The organism is Actinomadura sp. NBRC 104425, from assembly GCF_030269545.1.
Lineage (GTDB): Bacteria > Actinomycetota > Actinomycetes > Streptosporangiales > Streptosporangiaceae > Spirillospora > Spirillospora keratinilytica.
Genome location: NZ_BSTN01000004.1, coordinates 358709 through 383767, shown reverse-complemented (window position 1 = coordinate 383767; position 25059 = coordinate 358709). Strand labels below are relative to the sequence as shown.

The window sequence follows — 25059 nt, the reverse complement described above, 5'->3', positions numbered from 1 at the left end:
GGTTTTCCTTAGAGGTAGGGGCGTTGCGCGGACTTGGCGGCCTCGTAGTCGGCCCGCGCCTTGCGGGTGCCGTCGAGCGCGGAGACCTCGGCCACCGGGACGTCCCACCAGCCCTCCGAGGACGGGACGGGCGCGAGCGGGTCGGTCTCGACGTGCACGACGGTCGTCCGGTCGCAGGCCTTGGCCTGCCGCAGCGCCGCGCGGAACTCCTCGACCGTGCGGGCGCGGATGACGTCGGCACCGAGGCTGGCGGCGTTGGCCGCGAGGTCCACCGGGAGGAGCCCGCCGTCGAGCAGGCCGGTTGCGGGGTCGCGGTAGCGGTAGGCGGTGCCGAACCGTTCGGCGCCGACGGTCTCCGACAGGGCGCCGATCGAGGCGAAGCCGTGGTTTTGCACCAGGACGATGGTGAGCTTGACGTGCTCGGCGACCGCGGTGACGATCTCCTGCGCCATCATCAGGTACGACCCGTCGCCCACCAGCACGAACACCTCGCGGGTCGGGTCGGCCATCTTGACGCCGAGACCGCCCGCGATCTCGTAGCCCATGCAGGAGTAGCCGTATTCGACGTGGTAGCCCTTGGGGTCGCGGGCCCGCCACAGCATCTGCAGGTCGCCGGGCATGCTGCCGGCCGCCTGGACGACCACGTCGCGGGGGTCCGACTCCTCGTTGAGGACGCCGAGGATCTCGGTCTGCGCGGGCAGCGGGCCGTGTCCGAGCCGGTAGGCGCCGTCGACGACCCGCGCCCATCCGGCGGCCAGTTCGCGGGCCCGCGCCGCGTACGCCTCGTCCACGCGGTGCCCGGCCAGCGCCTCGGTCAGCGCTTCCAGCCCGGCGCGGGCGTCGGCGACCAGCATGGCGCCGGCGTGCTTGGCGGCGTCGAACGAGGTGATGTTGAGGTTGACGAACCGCACGCCGGGGTGCTGGAACGCGGTCCGCGAAGCGGTGGTGAAGTCGCTGTAGCGGGTTCCGACGCCGAGCACCACGTCGGCCTCCCGCGCCAGCGCGTTCGCGGCGGCCGAGCCGGTGGCGCCCACCCCGCCGACGGCGCACGGATGCTCCCAGTGCAGTGCGCCCTTGCCCGCCTGGGTGTCGGCGACCGGGATGCCGGTCGCCTCGGCGAAGCGGCGCAGCGCCTCGGTGGCCCGGCTGTAGATCACACCGCCGCCCGCGACGATCAGCGGCCGGCGCGCGGACCGCAGCACCTCGGCGGCGCGGGCCAGCGCCGCGGGCTCGGGCAGCGGCCGCGGCACGTGCCAGACCCGGCGCTGGAAGAGCTCCTCCGGCCAGTCGTACGCCTCCGCCTGCACGTCCTGCGGCAGCGCCAGGGTCACCGCGCCCGTCTCGGCCGGGTCGGTGAGCACCCGCATCGCGGCCAGCAGCGCCGACGGCAGCTGTTCGGGCCGGCCGATCCGGTCGAAGAACCGCGACACCGGCCGCAAGGCGTCGTTGACCGAGACGTCGTAGGAGCGGGGGTCCTCCAGTTCCTGCAGCACGGGGTTGGCGACGCGGGTGGCGAACACGTCGCCGGGCAGCAGCAGGACGGGGATCCGGTTGATCGTGGCCAGCGCGGCGCCGGTGACCATGTTGGTGGCGCCCGGCCCGATCGAGGACGTGCAGGCGAAGGTCTGCAGGCGGTCCTTCATGCGCGCGTAGCCGACGGCGGCGTGCACCATGGCCTGCTCGTTGCGGGCCATGTAGTAGGGCAGACCGACGCCGGTTCCGTGCGCCTCCAGCAGCGCCTGCCCCAGGCCCGCCACGTTGCCGTGCCCGAAGATCCCGAAACAGCCGGCGAACAGGCGCTGCTCCTCGCCGTCGCGTTCGGTCCACTGCCGGGCCAGGAATCGGACGATGGCCTGGGCGACGGTGAGCCTCATGATGCCCTGCCTTCCTGATTGATGCCCGAGACGCCTGTGAGGGCGAAATGCTCGGGTGGTGCTGGTGAGGCGGGCATGGCTTCCATGCCGGCTGCCCACGATGGCCAAGAAGGCTCGGCCGCCCTGCCGGCGGGCAGGTGGTGCTTCACTTCAGCACCTCCACGGCGGCGTCGGCGGCGCCCGCGACATCGTCGTCGGCCGGGTACAGCAGGCTGCGGCCGACGACCAGGCCCCGGACGTTGGGCAGCCGCATCGCCTGCTGCCAGCCGGCCAGCGCCGCGTCCGGGTCGGCGGGCACCTCGCCGCCCAGCAGCAGGGTGGGCAGTGTGGTCGCGGCCATCACCCGTTCCATGTCGTCGACGACCGGCACCTTGAGCCAGGTGCAGGCGGATGTCGCGCCAAGGCCGGAGGCGATGGCGATCGCGCGGATCATCGCCTCGGGGGTGAGGACGTTGCGGATGCGCCCGTCCACCCGGTGCGAGATGAACGGCTCCACCATCGCCATCAGGCCCCGCCCGGCCAGCTCGGAGACGGCCCCGGCGCACGCCTGCACGGTGGCGGGCGTGGCCTGGTCGCGGTCGTCGATGCGCAGCAGCATCTTGCCGCCGTCCAGCCCGCCGGCCGCGATCGCCTCCGCGGTGTAGGCGGTGAAGCGGTCGTCGATCTCGAAGGCGGCCCCGGCCAGACCGCCGCGGTTCATGGAGCCGATGACGACCTTGTCGTCCAGCGCGCCGAGCAGCAGCAGGTCTTCGATGATGTCCGGGGTGCCGAGCACGCCGTCCACGCCGGGGCGGTCCAGCACCGTGCACAGCCGTTCCAGCAGGTCCCGCCGGTCGGCCATCGCCAGCGGGCGCGGGCCCGCGCCGAGCGCGCCCCGGGCCGGATGGTCGGCTGCGACGATCATGAGGCGTCCGCTCGGGCCGAGCAGCCGTCTTCGGCGCACCCGCCGCCGGGCCGCCTCGCCGACTGCCGACGGCCGGACGGCCCGCGCCTCGACCAGAGCCGACATCCGGTCGGCGAAGGTTCGCGCACTCACGCATCCTCCCCGAGAAGTCCGTTCACCTCGGCCGGCGTCGGCATCGCGTCCGAGCAGGCCAGCCGCCCCGCGACGATCGCGCCCGCCGCGTTGGCGAAGCGCACCGCCCGCTCGGTGTCCCATCCGGCGAGCAGTCCGTGGCACAGCGCCCCGCCGAACGCGTCCCCGGCGCCGAGGCCGTTGACGACGTCCACCGGGACCGGCGGCACCTCGACGGCGCCCGAGTCGTCCATCGCCAGGACCCCCTTCGGCCCCTGCTTGACGACGGCCAGGGCGACGCCGCGGTCGCGCAGGGCCTTGGCGGCCGCGTACGGGTTCCGCTCCCCCACGGCGACCTCGCATTCGTCGAGGTTGCCGACCGCCACCGTGGTGTGCGCCAGGGCCTTGGCGATACAGGAGCGCGCGTGCTCCCGGGACGGCCAGAACATCGGCCGGTAGTCCAGGTCCAGCACCGTGAACGGCCTGCGGTCGCGGGCCGCCAGCGCGGCCAGCGTCGCCTCGCGGCTCGGCTCCTGCGCCAGCCCGGTCGTCGTGGCCCAGAACACCCGGGCCCGGCCGATCGCGTCCATGTCCAGGTCGTCGGCCCAGATCTCCAGGTCGGGCGCCTTGGGAAACCGGTAGAAGTGGAGCGGGAAATCGTCGGGCGGGAAGATCTCGCAGAACGTCACCGGTGTCGGCAGGTCCGGTACGGCGGCGACGAACCGGTCGTCGACGCCGTACCGGCGCAGCGCCGTGCGGACGAACCGCCCGAACGGGTCGTCCCCGGTGCGGGTGATCACGGCGGCCCGGCGTCCGTGCCGCGCGGCGGCGACCGCGACGTTGGTGGGGCTGCCGCCCAGATACTTCCCGAAGGTCTCCACGTCCTCCAGGCCGACGCCGACCTGCCGGGGATAGACGTCCACCCCCACCCGGCCCATGGTGATCACGTCGAAGCGGTCGGCGGCGTCCGGTGCGGTGTCGGCGGCGCCTTCGGCTCCGGTCCTCATCTCGTCCCTTCTGAAGCGGGCGGGCCCGCCACCGTGTGGGGGCCCGCGCCTGCTATCGAGTGCCTGCGGAGGCGAACTTGGCGACCTGCGCGAGGTTGCTCTGGTCGATGAAGGACGGGCCGGTGAGCGTGGCCCGGCCGCCGCCCATGACGTTGCCGTTGGCCTTGTAGAGCCACAGCGAGTCGATCGCCAGGTACCCCTGCAGGTAGGGCTGCTGGTCGATGGCCCACTCGACGTCCTTGTCCTGCAGCGCCTTCACCAGTTGCGTGTTGGTGTCGAAGGTGACCACCTTCGCCTGGCTGCCGGCGTCCTTGACCGACTGGACGGCGGTCAGGGCGATGGGCGCCGCCAGGGTGACCACGTGGTCGATGCTCTTGTCGGTCTGGAGCTTGGCGGTGATGGTCGACTTGACCGACGGCATGTTGGTGCCGGTCACGTAGAGCTTCTCGGTCGTGCCGGAGAAGCCCTTCTGCACGCCCGCGCAGCGCGCCTCCAACTGCACCTGCCCCTGTTCCTGCACGACGCACAGCACCTTCTTGGCGCCCTCGGAGCTCAGCCGCTTCCCGGCGGCCTCGCCGGACACGCTCTCGTCCTGGCCGAAGAACATCAGCGCGCCGGACTTCTGCCAGTCGTCCACTCCGGCGTTGAACGCCACCACCGGGATGCCCGCGGCCACGGCCTTCTTGACCGCGGGGGTCAGCGCGCCGGGGTTGGGCAGGGTCACCGCGAGGGCGTCGACCTTGCTGTCGATGGCGTTCTGGATGAGGGTGGCCTGCTTACCGGGATCGATGTCGTTGGCGTACTGGAACTGGACGTTGTCCTTGGCGGCCGCGGCCTCGGCGCCCTTGCGGATGATGTCCCAGAAGGTGTCGCCGGACGGCGCGTGCGTCACCATGGTGATCTTCATGCGCGGCGTGTTCGCCTTGCCCGCCGCGACCTCGGCGCCCTCCTCCTGCGCCTGCTTGCCGCCGGTGCTGCTGCACGCGGCCAGGGCCAGCGCCGCGACCAGCGCGACGCTCGCGGCCCGTCTGCCCGATCGGATCCTCGCCGGCGTTCTCATTGGCGTTCCTGCCTTTCTGGCCGTCCCGGCCGGGACCGCCGCCCGGCCGGTGACGTGGTGGGGTGGGATCTTGGGTTGGGGTGGGTCTCGTCCGGTGAGCGCCGGCCGGGCGGTCACAGACCGGCGGCGGCCGCCGCGGCGAGCAGGCTCTCCGCCGACCGGCGCAGCCCCTCGACCTGGTCGAACTCCTCGTCCTCGTGCTCGATGTTGACGGCAATGTCGGGGTCGACGGCGTGCAGCGCGCGCAGGAACCGGCTCCAGAAGTCCTGGTCGTGGCCGCGTCCGACGGCCACGAAGTCCCAGGACGACTCGGCCGGCCACCGGGTCACCGTGTAGCGGCCGCCGATCCCCAGGGGGTTCTCCTCGGCGGGGATCCGGGTGAACCGGTCGTCGAGCACGCCGTACACACGGCACTTGTCGTTGATTCGGGTGTCCTTCGCGGCGGCGTGGAACACCAGCGGGCCCAGGTGCTCGACGGCCGCGACGGGGTCGATCCCCTGCCAGAACAGGTGGCTGGGGTCCATCTCGGCGCCGACGTGGGTGGCGCCGGTCTCGGTGACCAGCCGCTCCAGCGTCGCCGGGTTGAACACCAGGTTATGCGGGTGCATCTCGATGCACACCTTGACGTCGGCGTCCCGGGCCAGGGCGTCGATCTCCGTCCAGAACGGGATCGCCACCTCGCGCCACTGGTACTCCAGCACGTCCAGGTAGGCGCTGTCCCAGGGGATCACGGCCCACGACGGGGCGGTGCCTCCGGGGTGCGCCGCGGGCTGCCCGGACATCGCCACGACGCGGCGCACGCCCAGCAGCCCGGCCGTGATGATCGCCTGCCGCAGGTCGTCGGCGTGCCGTGGGCCGACCTCGGGGTCGGGGTGCAGCGGGTTGCCGTTGACGTTCAGCCCGGTCAGGGCGATGCCCGCGTCCTCGAACTGGCCCAGGTAGTCCTCGCGCGCCGCCACGCTCTCGCGCAGCCGCGCGATCGGGATGTGGGGCGCGGGCCGGAATCCGCCGGCGTTGATCTCGGCGCCGGTCAGGCCGAGTTCCCGCAGGATCTTCAGGGCCTCCGGCAGCGGCTTGTCGTCAAGGCACGCGGTGTAGGCGCCCAGCTTCATGATGCTTGCCTCCGTGTCGTGGTGGCGGCGGGGCGGGCCCGCCAGGGTGAGAAGTGAACGGGTTTCGGACGGCCGTGCGCCCGGCGCGGGTCGCCTCAGCCGGGCAGGGAGCCGTCCGACCCGGCGGACCGCACGACGGCGTCGAGCAGCTCCAGGTTGCGCAAGCCCGCGGCGAAATCGGCGCAGCGCGGCAGCCCGTCCACTCCGGCGATCTCCTCCAGGAAGGCCCTCGCCTGGTAGGTGAAGAAGTCGTTGATCCCGTGGGCCACGCCCGGGAAGTCCATGGCCAGCCCTCCGGCGATGTACGGGTGCTCCGGGCCGGTCAGGACCCGGCGGTGGTCGCCGGACACCCGGTCGGACACGGTGAACTCGGCCGGACGGGACACGTCGAACGCGGCCGAGCCATCGGCGCAGAACAGCTCGAAGCCCAGCGCGTTGGGCAGTCCGTGGGCCACCCGGGACACCGAGAACGTGCCGACGGCCCCGCTCTGGAACGTCGCGGTGAACGTGGCCATGTCCTCGTTCTCCACCGCCTCGCGCCGGTCGCTCAGCTCCACGCCGCCCGCGTGGCCGATCGCGGTGCCGAGCGGGACCGGGCGGTCGGGGATCACGGTGGACAGCACCGCACCGTGCACCGACTCCACCGGGCCGCAGAGGAACTCGGCCATGTCGATCAGGTGGCTGCCGATGTCGGCGAGGGCGCCCGACCCGGGTCCGCCCTTGTAGCGCCAGCTCATCGGCGCGTCGGCCGAGCAGCCGTAGTCGCACCAGTAGTGGCCGTTGAAGTGCAGGGGGCGGCCGAGCTCCCCGGAGGCGACCCGCTCGCGGATCGCGCCGACCGCCGGGGACCTGCGGAAGCTGAACCCGACGGCGGCGACCCGGTCGGCCTTCTCGGCGGCCTGCACCATGGCCCGCGCGTCCTCGACGGTCGGTGCCAGCGGCTTCTCGCACAGCACGTGCTTGCCCGCCGCCAGCAGCCCCTCGACGATCTCCCGGTGCAGCGTGTTGGCCACCACGACGCTCACCGCGTCGATGTCGGGCGCCGCCGCGATCGCCTCCCAGTCGGTCTCCGCGCGCTCGTAGCCGTAGCGCCGGGCGGCGTCCGCGCCGAGGGTCTCGTTGGCGTCGGCGATGGCCACCAGCCGGACCTCGGGCAGGCCGGCCGCGAACACGGTCGACGCGGACCGGTACCCCTGCGCGTGCGCGCGGCCCGCCATGCCGGCACCGATCACCGCGACCCCGATCGACGATTTCACAGCGCTCCCCTTACTCTCGAACCTGCCCGCGGCCGCGCCGGCCACGGCACCGTACCCAGGCGTTCCGCCTCGCCGAGGCTCGCCGGCACACCTTGACGCAAGCGACATGACCTGCAAAAACATTCACAGTGATGTACATCACTCGCTCTCGGGACCAAGAAACTAGACCGGTCTAGAAGACCCCGTCAAGGGGTGAACTAGACCGGTCTATAAGAAATCGCTCGCCGGGCCGGGACGTGATACTCTCGGCGGCACATCGGGAGAATGGGATTCGGTGGGAGAGAAGCTGGACGCGACAGGATCCGACGCCCCCCAGGCGGCCGCCGGCGCGTCAGAACCGGCCAAGCGCCCGACGATGCGGGACGTGGCCGCCCGGGCCGGGGTGTCCAAGGCGCTGGTGTCGCTGGTGTTCCGCAACGCACCCGGCGCGAGCGCCGAGACCCGGGCGCGCGTCATGCAGGCGGCCGCCGAGCTGGGCTACCGGCACAACCGGACGGCGAGCCTGCTCGCCCGCCGCCGCACGCACCTGCTCGGCGTCACGATGACGCTGCGCAACACCTTCCATGCCGAGCTGTTCGAGGAACTCCAGGCGGTCGCCGACGAGTTCGGCTACGAACTGGCCCTGAGCACCGTGACCCGCACCCATGACGAGCGCCGGGCCATCGAAAACCTGCTGGAGTTCCGCTGCGAGGGCCTCGTCCTGATCGGCGCCGAACTGCCCGCACCGAGGCTGACCGCCCTCGGGCGGCAGCTGCCCGTCGTCGTGGTGGGGCGCCGCATCGCGTCACCGGACCTGGACGTGGTGCGGACGGCCGACGACCAGGGCGTGGGCCAGGTGGTCGACCACCTCGCCGAACTGGGGCACCGTTCGATCGCGCACCTCGACGGCGGCGCCGGAACGATAGCCTCCGACCGGCGCCGCGGCTACCGCAAGGCCATGCAGCGCAACGGCCTGGAGGAGCACATACGGCTCGTCACCGGCGGCTACACCGAGGATGCGGGCATGGCCGCCGCGCGCGCCCTGCTCGACGGCCCCGACCTGCCCACCGCCGTGGTCGCCGTGAACGACCGGTCCGCCGTCGGCCTGCTCGACATCCTCGCCCGCAGCGGCGTGGAGGCCCCCAAGGCCGTGTCCGTCGCGGGATACGACGACAGCCCGCTGTCGAGGCTCGCCCACGTGAACCTCACCACCGTCAGCCAGGAACCCCTCGACCAGGCACGCCACGCGCTGCAGGCCATGGTCGAACGCCTGGACGGCGGCCGCACGACGCGCCGCGACGTCGTCCTGAAACCGCGGCTGGTGATCCGCGGCACCACCGGCGCCCCCCGCTGACGGCCCACGGCCACCGGCGACGCCCGGGGATGCGCGCGCCGGTCAGGTCTGCTCCGGTGTCGCCTGCCGCGCCTCGGCGAGCTCCTGGGGGCCGCCCAGTCGGCGAGCATCCCGAGCCCGTCGGCCGTGGGGCCACCGGGGGCGGCGATGTAGACGTTGAGGACCAGACCGGGCGCGGAGGCCGGCTCCATCGTGCCGAAGTTCAGGTCGAGCCGGCCGACCACCGGGTGCCGCAGCCGCTTGCGACCGCTCCGGTGGAACCGCACGTCGTGGCAGGCCCGGCGCCGCCGGAAGTCCTCGCTGCGCGTCGACAGCTCGCCGATCAGTTCGATCAGCGCCCGGTCGTGCGGGTTGCGGCCCGCCTCGAGCCGGAACATGGCGGCGGCGGCGATCCGGTCCCAGTCGACGTAGAAATCGCGGGCGGCCGGGTCCAGGCAGAGGAACCGCACGGTGTTCGCCAGGCGGCGGGGGGCGGCGAAGGCGGGGGCGAAGAACGCTCGCGCGAGGCGGTTCATGGCGACGATGTCATAGCGGCCGTTGCGCCCCCCCAGGCCAGCGCCTCGGTGATCGCGTCGAGCACCAGCCGGACCGTGGACGGCACTCCGGTCGGCGGCGTGCGGCGGCGGAGACCGGCCCCGGCGGCCGCAGCCAGGGAGAACCGGTGCTCGCGCCCTTGGGAGTGACGTACGGAAGCCCTGCCGCAGATCCTCTTGGTCACCACGCTCGCACTCGGCGTCCCCGGGTGGGCTCACTGACGCCGCTCCCGCGTGCGTGTCGAAAGGCTTCTGGCGCTTTCGGCCGTCGAGACCGGGGGGAATGCTTTGTGCGCCGTCATCCGCCTGCTGTGATTTTTGTGTTCGGCGGTCGCCCGGTGGTGCGGCGGGCGTCGTCTCACAGGGCGGCGGGCTCGTCGGGAGTTTCGTCGGGGGCCGTGCCCGCGCGGATGGCGGACAGCAGGCCGGGGAAGCGGGCCTCGATGTCGTCGCGGCGCAGGCTCACGGCGGTGCGGTTGCCGTACTGCTCGACCGTGATCAGTCCTGCCTCCCGGAGCACCCGGAAGTGGTGGGTGCGCCCGGCCTTGCCGACGGGCAGGCCGAACCACGAGTAGGGGCGGACGCTTCCGGGCGGCTCCCGCACCAGCGCGGCGACCACCCGCAGGCGGTTGGGGTCGGCCAGGGCGCACAGGATCTCGGTGAGGTCGAGCTCCTCCCGGCGCGGGTGTCTGAGCGCCTGCGGCGGCGCGTCCTGCGGCGGCGCGTTCTGCGGTGTCTCGGTCGTCATCGGCGCGGGTCCACTCCTCGTCGAGGTACGACGCGCACCTTACCTTCCGGAGCGGACATGAGGTACGGTGAACATCGTACTAAGCAATACCGATAGATTTAGTAGGTATCTCATGGCACTCCAGCTCGTCGAGTTCACCGTCGAGGACGCCACCCGCGCGGCCGCGGACCGGCTCATCCGCGCCGCCGCCGACGCCCTGCGCGCCGGCGGCGCGGAACTGATCGAGGCCCAGGTGCCCGTCGGCCACGACCACGTGTTCCTGATCGCCGACGAGCCCGCCCCCGACACCGTCGCCGACGCGCTGCGCCGGGCGGGGATCGTGTTCGACGACATCGCCGAGGTCCGCCTGGTCGGCGCCGACCTCGCGGAGGTCAAGGCGCACGCCGGCAAGGCGGGCTACCTCGTGGAGTGGGACCTGCCGGCCGGTCTCAGCATGGACAGCTACCTGGCCCGCAAGGCGGAGAAGGCGCCGCTGTACGCCGAGGTCCCCGAGACCCGGTTCCTGCGCACCTATGTGCGCGAGGACATGGGCAAGTGCCTGTGCTTCTACGACGCGCCCGACGCCGCGGCGGTCGAACGCGCCCGCAAGGCCGTCGACACGCCCATCGACCGGCTGCACGAACTCGACCGGCGTTCCTGAGCGGGAGCGACGGCGATGAGCACCACGAGTACCGCGGGCCTCCTCCCCCGGCAGGACGAGGAGGTCACGGTGCACTTCCTCGCCCGCGCCGCGGCCGTCGACCGGGGCGATGACGACGTCCGCCCTGGGCTGCGCTGGCTCGGCGAGCGCAACTTGCTGGACGTCGGCGCCCCCGATCGCGGGGACGGGCGGCTGCTCCCGCTGCTGGGCACCGTGGAGAGCGTGGCCAGGGGCTGCCTGAGCTCGGCGTTCGCGCTGTGGGCGCAGCGGATGACGGTGGAGTACCTGAGCCGGGCGCGTCCCACCGCGCTGACCGAGGAGTTCCTCGGCGGGCTGCGCTCCGGCCGCGTGACCGGGGCGAGCGCGATGGCGCCGGCCCTGAAGGAGCTGTCCGGGCTCGGCCGGATCCCGGCGGTGGCGCGGAAGGTCGACGGCGGGTACCGGGTCGACGGGCCGATCCCGTGGGCGTCCAACCTGTTCCCTGGCGCGGTCGTCGTCCTGCCCGCACGCCTGGACTCCCCCGGGCGCGAGGAGCGCGTGATCGTGGCGCTGCGCGTCGGGGACGAGGGGGTGCGGGTCCGCCCGTTCCCCGCTCTGCTGGCGCTGAACGGCACGGCCTCGTCCTCGGTGGAGCTGCGGGACGTGTTCGTCCCGCAGGAGGCGGTCCTGTCGACCGACCTGCCCTCGTTCTGCTCCAGCGTGCGCACCACCTTCCTGCTCATCCAGACCGCCTTCTGCTCGGGCCTGGCCGCCGAGTCGCTGGCGCAGGCCGAACGGTCCCTCGACGGACCCGACGTCGTGTTCGCCGACGACCTGCGCGAACTCCAGGCCGCCCTGGCCTCGGTGCGCGAGCGGCTCGCCCGGTACGCCGCGGCGCCGCCGGCGCCGGCCGAGGTCACCCGGCTGCGGCTGGACGCGGCCGGCACGGCGGTCGCGGCGACCCGGCTGGAATCGGCGGTGAAGGGCGGCGCCGGGTTCCTGGCGGCCGGTCACACCGCGCGGCGGGTCCGCGAGGCGGTGTTCCTGCCCGTCCAATCGCCCACGGAAGGACACCTGCGGTGGGATCTGGAACGCTAGAGATCCGCGCCGGGCACAAGGCGTACTCCGGACGCCGCGTGCTGAGCGGCCTGAACCTGCGCGTGGAGCAGGGGCACACCCTCGCGGTCCTGGGCGCCAGCGGCAGCGGCAAGTCCACGCTGCTGCGCCTGCTGGCCGGCCTGGAGGAACTGGACGAGGGCGAACTGGTCTCCGGGGGCCCGGGCGGCGCCGGCCCGTCCATCGGCATGGTGTTCCAGCGCCCCCTGCTCCTGCCGTGGCTGACCGTGCGGGAGAACGTCGAGCTGGGCCTGCGTTACAAGGCCAACCGGGCCGCCGATCCCGGCCGGATCCCTGAGATCCTCGGCTGGCTGGGTTTGGCCGAGTTCGCCGACTCGCCCTCCGACCGGCTGTCGGGCGGCCAGGCGCAGCGCGTCGCGATCGCCCGCGCGCTGGCGATCCGTCCCGACGTGCTGCTGCTGGACGAGCCGTTCAGCGCGCTGGACCCGCTGACCCGCGAGGCGCTCCAGGACCGGCTGCGCGCCCTGATCGTCGAGATGGGGCTGACCGCCGTCCTGGTGACGCACGACGTCGCCGAGGCGATCTACCTGGGCGACCGGATCGCGCTGCTGGACGGCACCGGCGCCGTCGGCCACGAGTGGAACGGCGCACCCGGGGACCGCGACTCGGTCCGGGCGGAGGAGCTGCGCGCGCGGATCCTCGGCCGGTACGAGAGCGTCCTGCCCGCCCGGGCGGGAACATGAGCGCCGCCGTGGACCGCCGCGCGCTGCTCGGCGGCGGACTGGGGCTGGGGCTGGCCGCCGGGCTGGGAGCCGCCGTCGCCGCCGGGCGGCCGGCCGGTGCGGGCACGGCGGGCGGGGCGCTGCGCATCGGCTACCTGCCGATCACCGACGCCTCCCCGTTGCTCGTCGCCCACCGCCGCGGGCTCTACGACCGGTTCGGGGTCCGGGTGGCCCGGCCGGTGCGGTTCCGCAGCTGGGCCGAGCTCGCCCAGGCGTTCGTGGCGCGGAAGGTGGACGTCGTCCACCTGCTCGCCCCCTTCGCGGTGCAGCTGCGGTACGGATTGGGCGCCCCGGTGCGGATGCTCGCCTGGAACCACACCAACGGCTCGTCCATCACCCTGGCGAACGGCATCGCCGACCTCGGCGGCCTGGCCGGGCGGACGTTCGCCATCCCCTACTGGTGGTCGATCCACAACATCATCGCGCAGCGGCTGTTCCGCGCCGGCGGGCTGCGGCCGGTGCTGCGCCGGAACCCGTCGCGGAGCAGGGGCGAGGTGCGGCTGGTGGTGATGAGCCCCAGCGACATGCTGCCCGCCATGTCGAACGGCGTCATCAGCGGATACGTGGTGGCCGACCCGTTCAACGCCATGGCCGAGGTGCGCGGTGTCGGCAGGATCCACCGCTTCCTCGGCGACCTGTGGCGCGACCACGCGTGCTGCGTGGTCGTGGTGAACCAGGCGACGATCGCCGCCGACCCCGACCGGGTCCAGCGCTTCACCAACGCGCTCGCCGCCGCCCAGCTCGACATCGCCGCGAACCGGCCCGCCGCGGCGGCCGCCCTCGCCGACGGCTACCTGCCGCAACCCCGGCCGGCCATCGGCAAGGCCCTCGGCTACCGGAGGGAGGACTACGAGCGCACCGGCGCGATCCGCCGCGGCGACTGGGAGGGGCAGCGCATCGGCTTCTCCCCCTTCCCCTTCCCCAGCTACACCTCGGCGCTGGTCGAGGCGATGGGCCGGACCCTGGTCGACGTCGACACGCGCTTCCTCGACGGGCTGGACCCGGCCCGGGTGCACGGGGACCTGGTCGACGACTCCTTCGTACGGCGGGCCATCGCGACGTCCGGGTCCCCCGCGGCGTTCGGGCTGCCCGCGTCACTCACCCGCGTCGAAGAGGTGAACGTGTCATGACCACCGGAACCGAGCGGCCCCCGCGCCGGGCACTGACGGTGCTGGTGCCGATCCTGGTACTGGTCGCGCTGTGGTGGCTGCTGACCTCCGTGCCGGCGTCCGGCCACGTCGTGCTGTCGGGGTTCGCCCCGCAGCGGGCCGTGCCCGCGCTGTACGAGGCGGCCGTGCACGGCCAGTTGTTCCCCGACACCGCCGCCAGCCTGTGGCGGCTGTTCCTCGGCCTGGCGATCGCGGCGGCGTGCGGGGTTCCGCTGGGGCTGCTGGTCGGGCTGGTCCCGGCCGTCGAGCGGGCCACCCGGCCGCTGTTCCACTTCCTGCGGATGATCTCGCCGCTGTCGTGGGCGCCGGTCGCGATCGCCCTGTTCGGGATCGGCCACCGCCCGGTGTACTTCCTGGTCGCCGTCGCCGCGGTGTGGCCGATCATGCTGAACACCGCCGCCGGAGTGCAGGCGATCGACCCCGGTTTCCTGCTGGTGGCCCGCTCGCTGGGGGCCACACCGGCCGAACGGCTCCGCACGATCGTCCTGCCAGGGGTGCGGATGCCGCTGCTGACGGGACTGCGCCTGGCGCTGGGAACCGCGTGGATCGTCATCGTCCCGGCGGAGATGCTCGGCGTCGACTCCGGGCTGGGCTATGCGATCCTCAACGCCCGCGACCAGCTCGCCTTCGACCGGCTCATGGCGGTCATCCTCTGGATCGGCCTGCTCGGCTACCTGATGGACTCCTGTTTCCGGGCCCTGCTGGCGAGCGACACGCGGCCGCCGTCCGAGACCCGCCCTCGGAAGACGGCCCCCGCCAAACGACCGGAATCCGGCGGCGCCGAGACCGCCGAGCAATACGCGACGCCGTCGACAGGACGGCCTTCGTCAGCCACGTGACGTGGACAGTGACCGCTCGGGCGCCTTCGCGTGGGCGCGCAGGGACGCGTCCGATCCGCGTGTCGGAGGCGTCCCTGCACAGCCTCGGCGCACGGTACGGCGGCGGGCAACGTGCCGGTGCCCACCGTGCGGCGTTCGTGAGGCAGGCTTGAGCGCGTGGTGTGGGAGGCGTGGGGAACGGGGCTCGCGGGCTTCGCGGCCGGACTGCTGATCGCAGTGGTTCGCCGACTCCTGGAACCAGGACTGGCCGCAGTTCAAGGCGCTGTCCCGCCTGACGGACTACCTGGCCCGCGCGGACGCGGTGGTCAGCACCGGACGTCCCCGAGTGGACCTCACCGTTCTCAACTCCACCTCCGATGTCAACGGCGCCCAGGCGCCCGACCCGACCGGAACCCCGCAGGACGCCTTCCGCAAGGCGCTGTCGGGCGCGAGCTACACCTGGGACTCCGTGACACCGGCGAGCGTGCCGTCGCACGCGAAGGTGGCCAAGGGCCGGCTTCTGCCGGACGGTCCCGCCTACAAGGCCGTCATCGTGCAGGACCAGGAGGCGCTGCCCCCTGACACCGCCGAGAGACTGGTGCACCTGGCCCGAGCCGGCCTTCCCGTCGTCGTGCAGGGCGCGGTCCCCAGCCGTGCGGCCGGATACACCGGCGGCGCCGACGGAGACCGACGCGTCGACCGGGCGATCGGCACACTGCGCAAGCTCGCGAACGTGCGCTTCGTGAAAGACGCCGCGTCCGTCCCCGCCGCCCTCGCCCAGCTGGGCGTGCGCGCCGACCTGTCCGGGCAGGGCGTGGCCGACATCGTGCCGGTCCACCGGCGCACCGCCACCGGCGACGCGTGGTTCCTGTTCAACAACTCCACCCGTCCCTTCACCGGTGAGTTGACCTTCCGGACCACCGGTGCACCGACCCTGCTGGACCTGTGGACCGGCGAGGCCACCCGCCTCGGTCTCTACCGCCGCACCGGCCAGGAGGTCACCGTGCGGGTCCACGTCCCGGCAGGCGACACCGCGGCACTGGTGTTCGGCGCGGCCGGGGACACGGCCGCCGCGGTGACCGACACGAACGCCGACGAGGTCGTCCGGTCGGACGGACGGCTCGTCGTACGCGACCGGCAGGGCGGCCCCAAGTGGGTGGCACTGCCCGACGGCACCCGCCGCACCGTGACCCTGCCCGCCGCACCCGCACCCGTGACGGCGTCGGGGACGTGGAAGATCAGCGCGACCACGACCTCACCGGCCGGTGAACGCTCGGTCGACCTGACCTCCACCCTGAAGCCCTGGACGGACATCCCCCAGCTCAAGGGCACTTCGGGCACGGCCGTGTACGCCACCTCCGTCCAGATCCCCGCTTCCTACCTGACCGGGAAGACCGGTGTCCGCCTGTCGCTGGGCGATTTCGCCGGTGCCGTCCGCGCCTGGATCAACGGCACGGAGATCCCCGTCTCCCAGGTGCCGAACGCCGACCCCGTCGACGTCACCAAGGTGCTGCGTCCGGGCGCCAACCAAGTGAAGATCGAACTGTCGACCACGCTGAACAACGCCCTGCGTACCCAGGCCCTCACCGGGGACGCCGACTACAAGGCCTGGTCCGCCAGGCCGGAACTCGCCTACGGGCTCCTGGGCCCGGTGGTCTTCCAGCCCTACGTCGAGGCCACCGTCTCCCGCTGACCCGCATGCTGCAGATGAGCGCCTCCCGCCGTGTCCTGTGACCGGAACGGCTCTGCCGGCCGTGAGCGGGAGACGCTCATCTGCATGCGTGGCATCTCGCGTCCCATGAGGGAAGACGGCGCGCCTTGAGATGCAGGACCGCCGGAGGCGGTGCAGCGCCGACCGCGCCGTCCACCGCCTGCGGTGGTGCTGTTTCACATTGGTCGTGGAGTCATTGCCTGGCCGGGTTTCCGTCGTCGGTTCTCTGTGACGCCGGTTGAGGGGTCGCAGTGGGGCCGGAACGCTCTGCGGCCTGTACCCGATACCGCCCTGGTGTGACGCCGAATTCCCTCTCGAAGGCGTGGGAGAGCGCGTACGGACTGCCGTAGCCGACCCGGCCGGCGATGGCGGCCAGGGTTTCCTTGCCGTCGCGGAGCATGGTGGCGGCGAGGACCAGACGCCACCAGGTCAGGTAGGCCATCGGAGGGCGGCCGACCAGTGCGGTGAACCGGCGCGCCAGGGTGGCCCGGGAGACGCCCGCCTCCGCGGCCAGGCTTTCGACGCTCCACGGCGCGGCCGGCTTCGTGTGCATCGCCCGCAGGGCGGCGGCGGTCACCGGGTCGTCCAGCGCGGTGGGCCATGCTCCGGTGGTGGCCTCGGTCATCCAGGCCCGGATCATGTAGATGAGGAGGAGGTCGAGCAGGTTCGGGAGGGCCACGCAGGAGCCGGGGCGCACCTCGTCCAGCTCACCGACGAGCAGATCGATCGCGGCACGGAGTTCGAGGTGGGCGCCGACCCGGTTCGGAATGTGGACGACCTCGGGCAGCTCCGTCATCAGCGGGTGCATGCGGCTGCAGTCGAGCCGGTACTTGCCGCAGAGCATCTCCGCTTCCTCACGACCAGGTCGGGCTTGCGCCTCTGTCGCCATAAGCCACTGCTCGAACGGCTCCGCCTTCTCCCCTGCGACCGCGGCGTCGACGGGGGAATCGGCGATCACATGGCCTGCGCCGTGAGGCAGCAGCACCGCGTCGCCCACGCCGAGGGATATCCGGGCGTCGCCGTCGGTCAGCAGCCAGCAGCCGCCCTTCAAGACGACGTGGAAGCCCGCGCCGTCGTAGGGGGCCAGCCGCACACACCAGGTCCCGCTCGTCCGCACTCGGCGAAACCGGGGGTGACCGAGACGCACGGCGGAGATGGCGTCACTCACCACGTCCATGCGCCCAGATTATCCACAGGCATCATTTGTGAGATGGCTTCTTATTTTATTGAGCTCGATACGCATTGAGCGGATCGTTCGGTGTTCCTAGGGTCGAGCGCATGACGAACGTGAACGCGAGCGTGCAGAGCATGTCGCTGGGGGATGTCGAGGTCATCCGTGTCGTCGAGTGGCACGAACCGTTCATGCCCACCTCCGCCATGTTCCCCGCCGTCGCCGCCGAGGTGTGGAAGGACAACGAGGACTGGCTGGCACCGGACCACTGGGAGCCGGACACCGACAGGGTGGTGGCCGCCCTGCAGAGCTGGGTGCTGCGCAGCGGTGGGCGAACCGTCCTGGTGGACACCGGAGCGGGCGCCGGGCGCGAGCGACCCGGCATGGGGCCGTTCCACCGGGCCCAGAGCGATCTTCCCGGTCTGCTGGCGAAGGCCGGTGTCCGCCCGCAGGATGTGGACGTCGTCGTCAACACCCACCTCCACGTCGACCACGTCGGCTGGAACACCGTCGACGCCGACGGGCAGTGGGTACCGACGTTCCCCAATGCCCAATACCTCATCCCGACCGCCGACGACTTTTATTTCGGCCCGGACAACGCGTACGGCAACGGTGCGCGGGAGGTCGACCGTCTGATCTACGAGGACAGCATCGCGCCCATCCACCAGGCCGGGCAGGCCGTGCTGTGGGACGGCTTCCACCGCATCGACGAGCACCTCACCTTGGAGTCCGCGCCCGGCCACACTCCCGGCTCGTCGGTGCTGCGGCTCGTGTCCGGGAGCGACCGGGCGGTCTTCGTCGGAGATCTGCTGCACAGCCCGGTGCAGATCCTCCAACCCTGCTGCAACAGCAACGCCTGCATGGACCCGGAACAGGCCGTGAACAGCCGTCGGCTGATCCTGGGGAGGGCGGCGGATGAACGGGAGCTGCTCGTCCCCGCGCACTTCGGCGGTGCGGGCGCCCTGGAAGTCCGCCGGAACGGCGCCGCTTTCGCCCTCGGCCCCTGGGCGGCGGCCATGCCAAAGGAGAGACCACGCCACTCTCCGAGTGACCCTTCACCGTGGCGTCGTCGCTGCGGTTCCGCCAGGGCAGGACTGCGCCGTTGACATCCTCCCCCTCCTGAAGGAGGGGGATTCCCGCGGTCGCCCGCAGGACTTCCTGCTTCACAGCCAGCCGCCTCGTCCGAGAGGACTCTCGTTGAGGTCTTACACCGGCTCCACAGGCGTTTTACCTCTCCGCCAGCCCGGCGGCGAGGATGTTCTTGGCTGCGTTGACGTCCCGGTCGTGGGCGGTGCCGCACGCTGTGCACGTCCACGACCGGACGTGCAGCGGCATCGTCTCTTGCAAGGTCCCGCACGCCGAGCACAGCTTCGACGACGGGAACCAGCGGTCCACCGCCACCAGGGTGCGCCCGTACCAGGCGGCCTTGTACTCCAGCATGGAGCGCAGCTCACGCCACGAGGCGTCGGAGATGGCGCGGGCCAGGGAGTGGTTGCGGACCATGGTGCGGACGGTCAGGTCTTCCACGGCGATCACTTGGTTCTCGCGAACAAGCCGTGTGGTGACCTTGTGCAGAAAGTCCCGGCGGCGGTCGGTGATCCGCGCGTGGACGCGGGCCACCCGCAGGCGGGCCTTGGCCCGGTTGTTCGACCCCTTCTCCTTGCGGGCCAGGGCACGCTGAGCCTTGGCGAGCCTGCGCCGGTCCCGGCGCTCGTGCTTCGGGTTGACGATCCTCTCTCCGGTGGAGAGCGTCACCAGCGCCGTGATCCCGGCGTCCACACCGACCGAGTGGTCCACCGGGGCGAGTGGGCGGATCTTCTCCTCGACCAGGAGGGACACGAACCAGCGTCCTGCTGCGTCCCGGGAGACGGTCACCGTGGACGGCTGTGCACCCTCCGGCAGGGGGCGCGACCAGACGATGTTCAGCGGGCCGTCCATCTTTGCCAGGTACAGATGGCCGTCGCGCCACCGGAACGCCGACCGGGTGTACTCGGCCGACGCCCGGGACTTCTTCCTGCTCTTGAACGTGGGGTGCTTTGCCCGCTTGGCGAAGAAGTTCGCGAACGCCGCTTGCAGGTGCCGCAGCGCCTGCTGGAGCGGCACCGAGGACACCTCGTTCAGAAATGCCAGCTCCTCGGTGCGCTTCCACGCGGTGAGCATCGCCGAGGTCTCCACGTAGGAGACGCGGCGGCCTTCCAGGGTGTAGGCGCGGGTGCGCTCTTCGAGGGCCTTGTTGTAGACGAGGCGGACGCAGCCGAACGTCCGGAGCAGTTCTTCGGCCTGCCCGGGGGTCGGGTAGAAGCGGTACTTGTAGGCCCGCTTCACGATCTGCGCCATGCCTCACATTCTATCGCAAGATCAGTTAAGGCTCGTGTGTGTTCTCAACGGCGGTTCGCCTGGCGGCGAATCGCCTGCCCTTGCCCTGCTCCGCAGGGGTCCGATTCCTCCCCCGCCTGAAGGCGGGGGTCTCCTCGGAGGTTTTCGATGACGGTGAGCCGTTGCCGATGGAGCGTGTCCGGCGGATTCCGCAGCAGCGCGGTCGCCGGGCTGCTCCTGCCCGGTGGTGACGGGCCGAGCCTCGCGCCAGGGGTGGCGGTGTCGCGCCTCGCTGCCGGTCGGTGCGGCTTTCGACCACTGTGCGGTGTCTGCATCGGAGGCGGGCGCGGCCGTCAAGATGCACCGCACACAACCTGGGAGCGACGTCGGTGCGGCCGCCGCCTCCGGAACTCGTGGCGCAGCCGCACCGACGTGGTTGCGGTCGGAAGACGGGCGGCCGCGCGGTGGTCGTGTGTCGCTACACTCGCTTGCGCGGATGGTTCATCCGGCCCCGGGCGGGGTCGGATGTCGTAAGAGGGAACCCGGTGAGAGTCCGGGACTGCCCCGCAGCGGTGAGCGGGAACGACCGCCGTCATCACGCACTGGGCCGTACGGCCTGGGAAGCGACGGCCAGTAGGACGCTCCTACGTCGGTAGGAGCGACGCCCGCGAGTCCGAAGACCTGCCTCCGCCCGTGCGCCGACCGGCGTGCGGTGGTTTGCGGCCTCGCGGGAGGGCCTGCGGCCGGTACGCGCGTCGTACCCTGCGCTGCTCCTTTCGCGTGGCCGCCTACGGCTAGCGAGGGAAGCCGCCATGAACACCACCATCCTCGGATACCCCCGCATCGGGGCGCGCCGCGAGCTGAAGTTCGCCACCGAGGACTACTGGGCCGGGCGCATCGACGCCGCCGCGCTGGAGAAGGCGGGCGCCGATCTGCGCGCCGCCGTCTGGACCGAGCTGCGCGACGCGGGCCTGGACGCGATCCCGTCGAACACCTTCTCCTTCTACGACCAGGTGCTGGACACCACCGTCCTGGTCGACGCCGTTCCGGACCGCTACCGCCACCTGACCGGCCTCGACCGGTACTTCGCCATGGCGCGGGGCGTCCAGGACGTCCCGCCGCTGGAGATGACCAAGTGGTTCGACACCAACTACCACTACATCGTCCCCGAACTCTCCCCGGGAACCAGGTTCCGGCTGGCGGACGGGCCGGCGGCCAAACCGCTGCTCGAGTACCGGGAGGCCAAGGCCCTCGGTATCGAGACGCGTCCGGTGCTGGTCGGACCGCTCACCTATCTGCTGCTGGCCAAGCCCGCGGTGGACGCGCCCGCGGGGTTCCGCCCGCTCGACCTGCTCGACGAGCTGGTCGAGGTGTACGCCGAGCTGCTGGAACGGCTGGCCGGGGCGGGCACCGCATGGGTGCAGCTGGACGAACCCGCGCTGGTGGCCGACCGGACAGAAGCGGAGATCGCCGCGCTCGCCCGCGCCTACGCGCGGCTCGGCGCACTGCCCAGCAGGCCGCGCCTTCTGGTCGCCACCTACTTCGGCAGGGTCGGCGCGGAGGCGCTGCGCGTGCTGGCCGACAGCCGGGTCGAGGCCGTCGGGCTGGACTTCGTCACCGGACCGGACAACCTCGAGGTGCTCGCATCGATCGGCGGCCTGCCCCGCAGGACCGTCGTGGCGGGCGTGGTCGACGGCCGCAACGTCTGGCGGGTCGACTCCCGCCGCGCGAAGGCCACGTGCGCCGCGCTGCTGGGGCTGGCCGGTCAGGTGACGGTGAGCACCTCGTGCTCGCTGCTGCACGTGCCGATCGACCTGGACGCCGAGACCTCGCTCGACCCGGCCGTGCGGGAACGGCTGGCGTTCGCCCGGCAGAAGGTCGCCGAGGTCGTCGCGCTCGGCAGGGCGTTGCGCGAGGACGCCCCGGCCCCCTCCGAGATCCCGGCGCCTCCCGCCGGGATCGACCACCGCGTCCGCGCCCGCCTGGACATGCTCGGCGACGCGCGCCGCGGCGACCGCGCCGCCCGGTTCGCCGCCCAGCGGGCCGCGCTGCGCCTGCCCGACTTGGCGACGACCACGATCGGTTCGTTCCCCCAGACTCCGCAGATCCGCAAGGTCCGCGCCGACCGCCGGGCCGGGCGCATCGGCGAAGACGCCTACATCCAGGCGATGAAGGACGAGATCGCCCGCGTCATCAGGTTGCAGGAGGAGATCGGGCTCGACGTGCTCGTGCACGGTGAGCCGGAACGCAACGACATGGTCCAGTACTTCGCCGAGCAACTGGACGGATTCGCCACGACCGAGCACGGGTGGGTGCAGTCCTACGGTTCCCGCTGCGTGCGGCCGCCGATCCTGCACAGCGACGTCGCGCGCCCCCGGCCGATGACCGTCGAGTGGACCACCTACGCCCAAGGCCTGACGAACAAGCCCGTCAAGGGCATGCTCACCGGCCCGGTCACCATGCTGGCCTGGTCGTTCGTCCGCGACGACCAGCCCTTGGCCGACACCGCCCGCCAGGTCGCCCTCGCCCTGCGCGACGAGATCGGCGACCTGGAGTCGGCGGGGATCCGCATCATCCAGGTCGACGAGCCCGCCCTGCGGGAACTGCTGCCGCTGCGCCGCGCCGAGCACTCGGCCTACCTGCAGTGGGCCGTCGGCGCGTTCCGGCTGGCCACCTCGGGAGTGGCCGACACCACCCAGATCCACACCCACATGTGCTACTCGGAGTTCGGCGAGATCATCGACGCGATCGGCGCCCTCGACGCCGACGTCACCAGCGTCGAGGCGGCCCGCTCGCGCATGGAGCTGGTCGCCGACCTGCGCGCCGCCGGATACCGGAACGGCATCGGCCCCGGCGTCTACGACATCCACTCCCCCCGGATCCCCTCGGTGCAGGAGATGGAGGACAACCTTCGGCGTGCCCTGCAGGCCGTCGAACCCGGCAGGTTGTGGGCCAACCCCGACTGCGGGTTGAAGACCCGCGACTACCCCGAGGTCGAGGCGTCCCTGCGCAACCTGGTCGCCGCCGCGCGGCGCGTCCGGGAGAGCCTCTCGGGCTGACTTTAAGGACCGGTCGGTGCATGGCCCGGGCCTGTCCGCGGGCCATGCACCGCGGAACCGGCTCGACGGCGGCGGACGACCATCACCGCCGGTGCCGGGCCTTGGCGCCCGGGACCGGAATCGTGACGGCGATACCATCGCGGCAGCCCGCTCGCCCGGCCGACAGCAGTCGTGGGCTCCGCGTCAGGCGCCCCCACAGCGCTCGGCGCGCCGGAGCGCCGCCCTCCCACCGCACCGGCTCGACCGACCGGCCGGACGCGTGGCAAACCTCCAGCACCTACCGCCTACCCGACCGCAGTTAGGGCGTGTCCGGTGGCTCTTGTCGGTCCGCTGTGGTCGATTGCCCCGTCGTCCGCGCCCGCCGTCATGCCACCAGCATCGGAAAGGGAGGGCAGCAGGCGCCCGGACCATCACGCGACGAACGGGCCGACAAGATCCACCTGGCCTGCGACGGGCGCGGCCTGCCGTCGGCGTTCGTGGTCACCGCCGGCAACGTCGATGACTGCACCCGCCTGGTCGAGGTGGTCGGGTCATCCGGACCGCCCACGCGTGTGGCTCAGGCGCCTGATCGCCGACACGGACCGCTCCAGCAGTATCCATCCGCGCCCGTTCTGGGGCGATGGTGTATCCCGCACACACCATCCCCGGTATACAGCGATCAGCCGCCTCGTGTGCGGAACGCGGGCCGATCAGCGACCGGACAGCACTCGAAGCCATTCCTCGAGTGCTGCGAAGTCCTCGTCGGTGAGTCCTCGGGACGCCGCCACGTGGTGGAGGAGAGCCGGACCGCTGTGGTGCGTGGAGACCCAGTCTCGATCGGCGTCGGTCATCTCGTCGTCGACCCAGATGAAGGGGCGTCCGGCCGCCCAGTTCACCAGGGGCCGGGTCTTCCAGCTGAGCCCGAACCATCGGTCCTCGCGTTCGTGCTCGTCGAGTGTGTCCGGCCAGTGCACGACCGGCAGCTGCGGCAGCCCGAGCCGGGGCGCAATTTCGGTGTTCGCCGCGTCTTCCCAGGTCGTGGCCCAGACGAGTGCACACGGCAGCGCCGCCAACCGGCGCCCGACCTCGGAGCTGAGCCGCGTCAGGTGCGAGTCTGGAGTGGTGTCCCAAGATCCATGTCGCGGGGGCTGACCGAACGGAAGAAGCGGGCCGTCGACGTCGAGGAAGAGCAGCGGACGTTCGGTGTGGAAGGTCATGCCGCGATGACCCTACCTCGCTCGTGGCGATGCGCCGGCGGCCCCTCGCGTCGATCTTACGAGATCCCTATGCTCGGCTGCCGCCGCCATTCCTCAGCCGGAATCGCCTTGAAGTCCTGCGCACAGCGCCCGCCAGCCGCATACAGGGCCCACCAGAGCTCTTCACACGCAAAGAAATCCCACGCCCGCGCCCGTACGCGCCTGTTTCTTCGCGAGCACGGAGGCGCCGCCGTCGGAGAACGCCCCGGTCAGATCAGCAACCGGCTGCGCAAGGAGACTGCGGGCCACCCTCCTGTCTTCGACGTGCGTATCCACCGGCAGCACGAGCCCTCCGACCGTCTCAAGCAGTGACCGCATCGCCACCCGCTATTGCAAGACCGCCCGCTCCTACCGAACTGCCGTCACCCTTGCCGCACTGATCATGTGACCGGCAGCGGTGTCGCCGCCCGCCACGCCACGCTCGCCGGTCATCACCGGGCCGGAACCGCCCTGATCACCGTGCTGCTGCCGATCAACCATGATCCACCGGACAGGGCCCTGGGACAGCCGGAGCATGGCGACCCTGCGGCGAGGTCTCGCATGGGCCTCAGGGACGCCGCGTATGGTCGGCACCTGGCGGTCACTTCTCAGACGCCGTTGTGAACGCGTAAAGCAGCGCGGCCATGCTCGTACCGCTGACGATCTCCTGCCGGGCCACCAGCTCCGGAACATCGGCAAGCGGGACCCACTCGACCCGCTCGGCCTCCCAGTCCTCGGTCGGTGCGCCGATGTGGGTGGCCCCGTCGGCCAGGTAGATCATGTGCCGGCTGTCGCTGATCCCCGGGGTCGGCTGGACGACGGTGAGAGGCCGCATCGGCCCTGGCCGCCACCCGGTCTCCTCCTCCACCTCACGAGCGGCCGCACCCTCAGGGGATTCGCCCGGGTGGATTCCTCCGAGGGGGATCTCCCAGCCCCAGGTATCGGTGATGAAGCGGTGGCGCCAGATCAGCAACACGCGCTGATGCTCGCCCACCACGACCGCACCCGCCCCCGGGGACGTGCGGATCACGCGATGGCTGAGATGCCGACCGCCGGTGATCTCCACATCGGCGAGCCGGATGTCGAGCCAAGGGTCCTGGTAGAGCGGCTGCTCGGAGTGCACTTTCCAACGCATACGGCGGTGCTTTCTACCTTGCTGACGGACCCTCCGCCACGTTAAGGGGG

At 71.9% G+C, this 25059-nt stretch carries 20 protein-coding genes, 2 pseudogenes and 1 riboswitch; of the genes and pseudogenes, 9 read left to right on the top strand and 13 right to left on the bottom strand.

The annotated features are described in order from the left end of the window. Positions 1–8 precede the first annotated feature (8 nt). The 6 genes from iolD to QSK22_RS09475 form a co-directional block, all read right to left on the bottom strand. Positions 9–1874: a 3D-(3,5/4)-trihydroxycyclohexane-1,2-dione acylhydrolase (decyclizing) gene (gene iolD / locus QSK22_RS09500; RefSeq protein ID WP_285493657.1), complete on the bottom strand. Its 1866-nt coding sequence runs from the start codon at positions 1872–1874 to the stop codon at positions 9–11. Between the two features lie 145 nt (positions 1875–2019). Continuing rightward, the gene (locus QSK22_RS09495) at positions 2020–2883 is read right to left on the bottom strand and encodes a Cgl0159 family (beta/alpha)8-fold protein (protein ID WP_285493722.1); all 864 of its coding nucleotides are present in this window, start codon (positions 2881–2883) and stop codon (positions 2020–2022) included. 23 nt (positions 2884–2906) lie between these two features. After that, on the bottom strand, positions 2907–3896 hold the full coding sequence (gene iolC, locus QSK22_RS09490) for a 5-dehydro-2-deoxygluconokinase (RefSeq protein ID WP_285493656.1): 990 nt from the start codon (positions 3894–3896) through the stop codon (positions 2907–2909). A gap of 52 nt (positions 3897–3948) precedes the next feature. Then, positions 3949–4956 (bottom strand): sugar ABC transporter substrate-binding protein, encoded by a 1008-nt coding sequence (locus QSK22_RS09485; RefSeq protein WP_285493654.1) that lies wholly within the window; start codon positions 4954–4956, stop codon positions 3949–3951. A gap of 113 nt (positions 4957–5069) precedes the next feature. Beyond that, entirely contained in the window at positions 5070–6068 is a 999-nt protein-coding gene (locus tag QSK22_RS09480; RefSeq protein WP_285493653.1) for a sugar phosphate isomerase/epimerase family protein, read from the bottom strand. A gap of 95 nt (positions 6069–6163) precedes the next feature. Then, complete coding sequence (locus QSK22_RS09475) at positions 6164–7324, bottom strand: Gfo/Idh/MocA family protein (RefSeq protein WP_285493652.1); 1161 nt, start codon at positions 7322–7324, stop codon at positions 6164–6166. A gap of 274 nt (positions 7325–7598) precedes the next feature. On the opposite strand from QSK22_RS09475, the gene QSK22_RS09470 reads away from it, so the two are divergent. Further along, positions 7599–8657, top strand: a complete 1059-nt coding sequence (locus QSK22_RS09470) for a LacI family DNA-binding transcriptional regulator (protein WP_285493651.1) — start codon at positions 7599–7601, stop codon at positions 8655–8657. A gap of 176 nt (positions 8658–8833) precedes the next feature. Here the strand turns inward: QSK22_RS09470 and QSK22_RS33720 are convergent. Together QSK22_RS33720 and QSK22_RS09465 are read right to left on the bottom strand one after the other, a co-directional pair. Next, positions 8834–9172: pseudogene (locus QSK22_RS33720) on the bottom strand (MmyB family transcriptional regulator); the annotation flags it as partial. Positions 9173–9548: 376 nt separating this feature from the next. Then, positions 9549–9938: an ArsR/SmtB family transcription factor gene (locus tag QSK22_RS09465; RefSeq protein ID WP_285493650.1), complete on the bottom strand. Its 390-nt coding sequence runs from the start codon at positions 9936–9938 to the stop codon at positions 9549–9551. A gap of 112 nt (positions 9939–10050) precedes the next feature. Between QSK22_RS09465 and QSK22_RS09460 the strand changes: the two genes are divergently transcribed. The 6 genes from QSK22_RS09460 to QSK22_RS09435 all read left to right on the top strand — a co-directional run bounded on the left by QSK22_RS09460 (position 10051) and on the right by QSK22_RS09435 (position 16096). Beyond that, the gene (locus QSK22_RS09460; RefSeq protein ID WP_285493649.1) at positions 10051–10578 is read left to right on the top strand and encodes a DUF4242 domain-containing protein; all 528 of its coding nucleotides are present in this window, start codon (positions 10051–10053) and stop codon (positions 10576–10578) included. Between the two features lie 15 nt (positions 10579–10593). Then, positions 10594–11655 (top strand): acyl-CoA dehydrogenase family protein, encoded by a 1062-nt coding sequence (locus QSK22_RS09455; RefSeq protein WP_285493648.1) that lies wholly within the window; start codon positions 10594–10596, stop codon positions 11653–11655. Further along, positions 11637–12377 carry an ABC transporter ATP-binding protein gene (locus QSK22_RS09450; protein ID WP_285493647.1) on the top strand — a complete coding sequence of 247 codons (741 nt, stop codon included), beginning with the start codon at positions 11637–11639 and terminating at the stop codon, positions 12375–12377. Before QSK22_RS09455 ends, QSK22_RS09450 begins: the two co-directional genes overlap by 19 nt. After that, positions 12374–13546: an ABC transporter substrate-binding protein gene (locus QSK22_RS09445; protein WP_285493646.1), complete on the top strand. Its 1173-nt coding sequence runs from the start codon at positions 12374–12376 to the stop codon at positions 13544–13546. Before QSK22_RS09450 ends, QSK22_RS09445 begins: the two co-directional genes overlap by 4 nt. Then, positions 13543–14424 (top strand): ABC transporter permease, encoded by an 882-nt coding sequence (locus QSK22_RS09440; RefSeq protein ID WP_285493645.1) that lies wholly within the window; start codon positions 13543–13545, stop codon positions 14422–14424. The genes QSK22_RS09445 and QSK22_RS09440 overlap by 4 nt, the downstream gene beginning before the upstream one ends. A 262-nt stretch (positions 14425–14686) precedes the next feature. Next, positions 14687–16096, top strand: a complete 1410-nt coding sequence (locus tag QSK22_RS09435) for a glycosyl hydrolase (protein WP_502872291.1) — start codon at positions 14687–14689, stop codon at positions 16094–16096. A gap of 211 nt (positions 16097–16307) precedes the next feature. Here QSK22_RS09435 and QSK22_RS09430 read toward each other — a convergent pair whose 3' ends face one another. Further along, on the bottom strand, positions 16308–17291 hold the full coding sequence (locus QSK22_RS09430) for an AraC family transcriptional regulator (RefSeq protein ID WP_285493644.1): 984 nt from the start codon (positions 17289–17291) through the stop codon (positions 16308–16310). Positions 17292–17392: 101 nt separating this feature from the next. Between QSK22_RS09430 and QSK22_RS09425 the strand changes: the two genes are divergently transcribed. Continuing rightward, positions 17393–18391: an MBL fold metallo-hydrolase gene (locus QSK22_RS09425; protein WP_285493642.1), complete on the top strand. Its 999-nt coding sequence runs from the start codon at positions 17393–17395 to the stop codon at positions 18389–18391. A gap of 34 nt (positions 18392–18425) precedes the next feature. On the opposite strand, the pseudogene QSK22_RS09420 reads toward QSK22_RS09425, so the two are convergent. After that, a pseudogene (locus QSK22_RS09420) lies at positions 18426–19622 on the bottom strand (RNA-guided endonuclease InsQ/TnpB family protein); the annotation flags it as partial. A gap of 458 nt (positions 19623–20080) precedes the next feature. Then, positions 20081–20304, top strand: a riboswitch (cobalamin riboswitch). 109 nt (positions 20305–20413) lie between these two features. On the opposite strand from QSK22_RS09420, the gene metE reads away from it, so the two are divergent. Continuing rightward, a complete protein-coding gene (gene metE, locus QSK22_RS09415) occupies positions 20414–22660 on the top strand; it encodes a 5-methyltetrahydropteroyltriglutamate--homocysteine S-methyltransferase (protein WP_285493641.1) in 2247 nt (748 codons plus the stop codon). 689 nt (positions 22661–23349) lie between these two features. Here the strand turns inward: metE and QSK22_RS09405 are convergent. From QSK22_RS09405 to QSK22_RS09395, 3 genes are all read right to left on the bottom strand, one after another. After that, a complete protein-coding gene (locus tag QSK22_RS09405; RefSeq protein WP_285493640.1) occupies positions 23350–23856 on the bottom strand; it encodes an HAD domain-containing protein in 507 nt (168 codons plus the stop codon). 162 nt (positions 23857–24018) lie between these two features. Continuing rightward, positions 24019–24180, bottom strand: coding sequence for a hypothetical protein (locus tag QSK22_RS09400; RefSeq protein ID WP_285493639.1), 162 nt, complete (start codon positions 24178–24180; stop codon positions 24019–24021). Between the two features lie 295 nt (positions 24181–24475). Beyond that, positions 24476–25009: an NUDIX hydrolase gene (locus QSK22_RS09395; protein WP_285493638.1), complete on the bottom strand. Its 534-nt coding sequence runs from the start codon at positions 25007–25009 to the stop codon at positions 24476–24478. Positions 25010–25059: the final 50 nt, after the last annotated feature.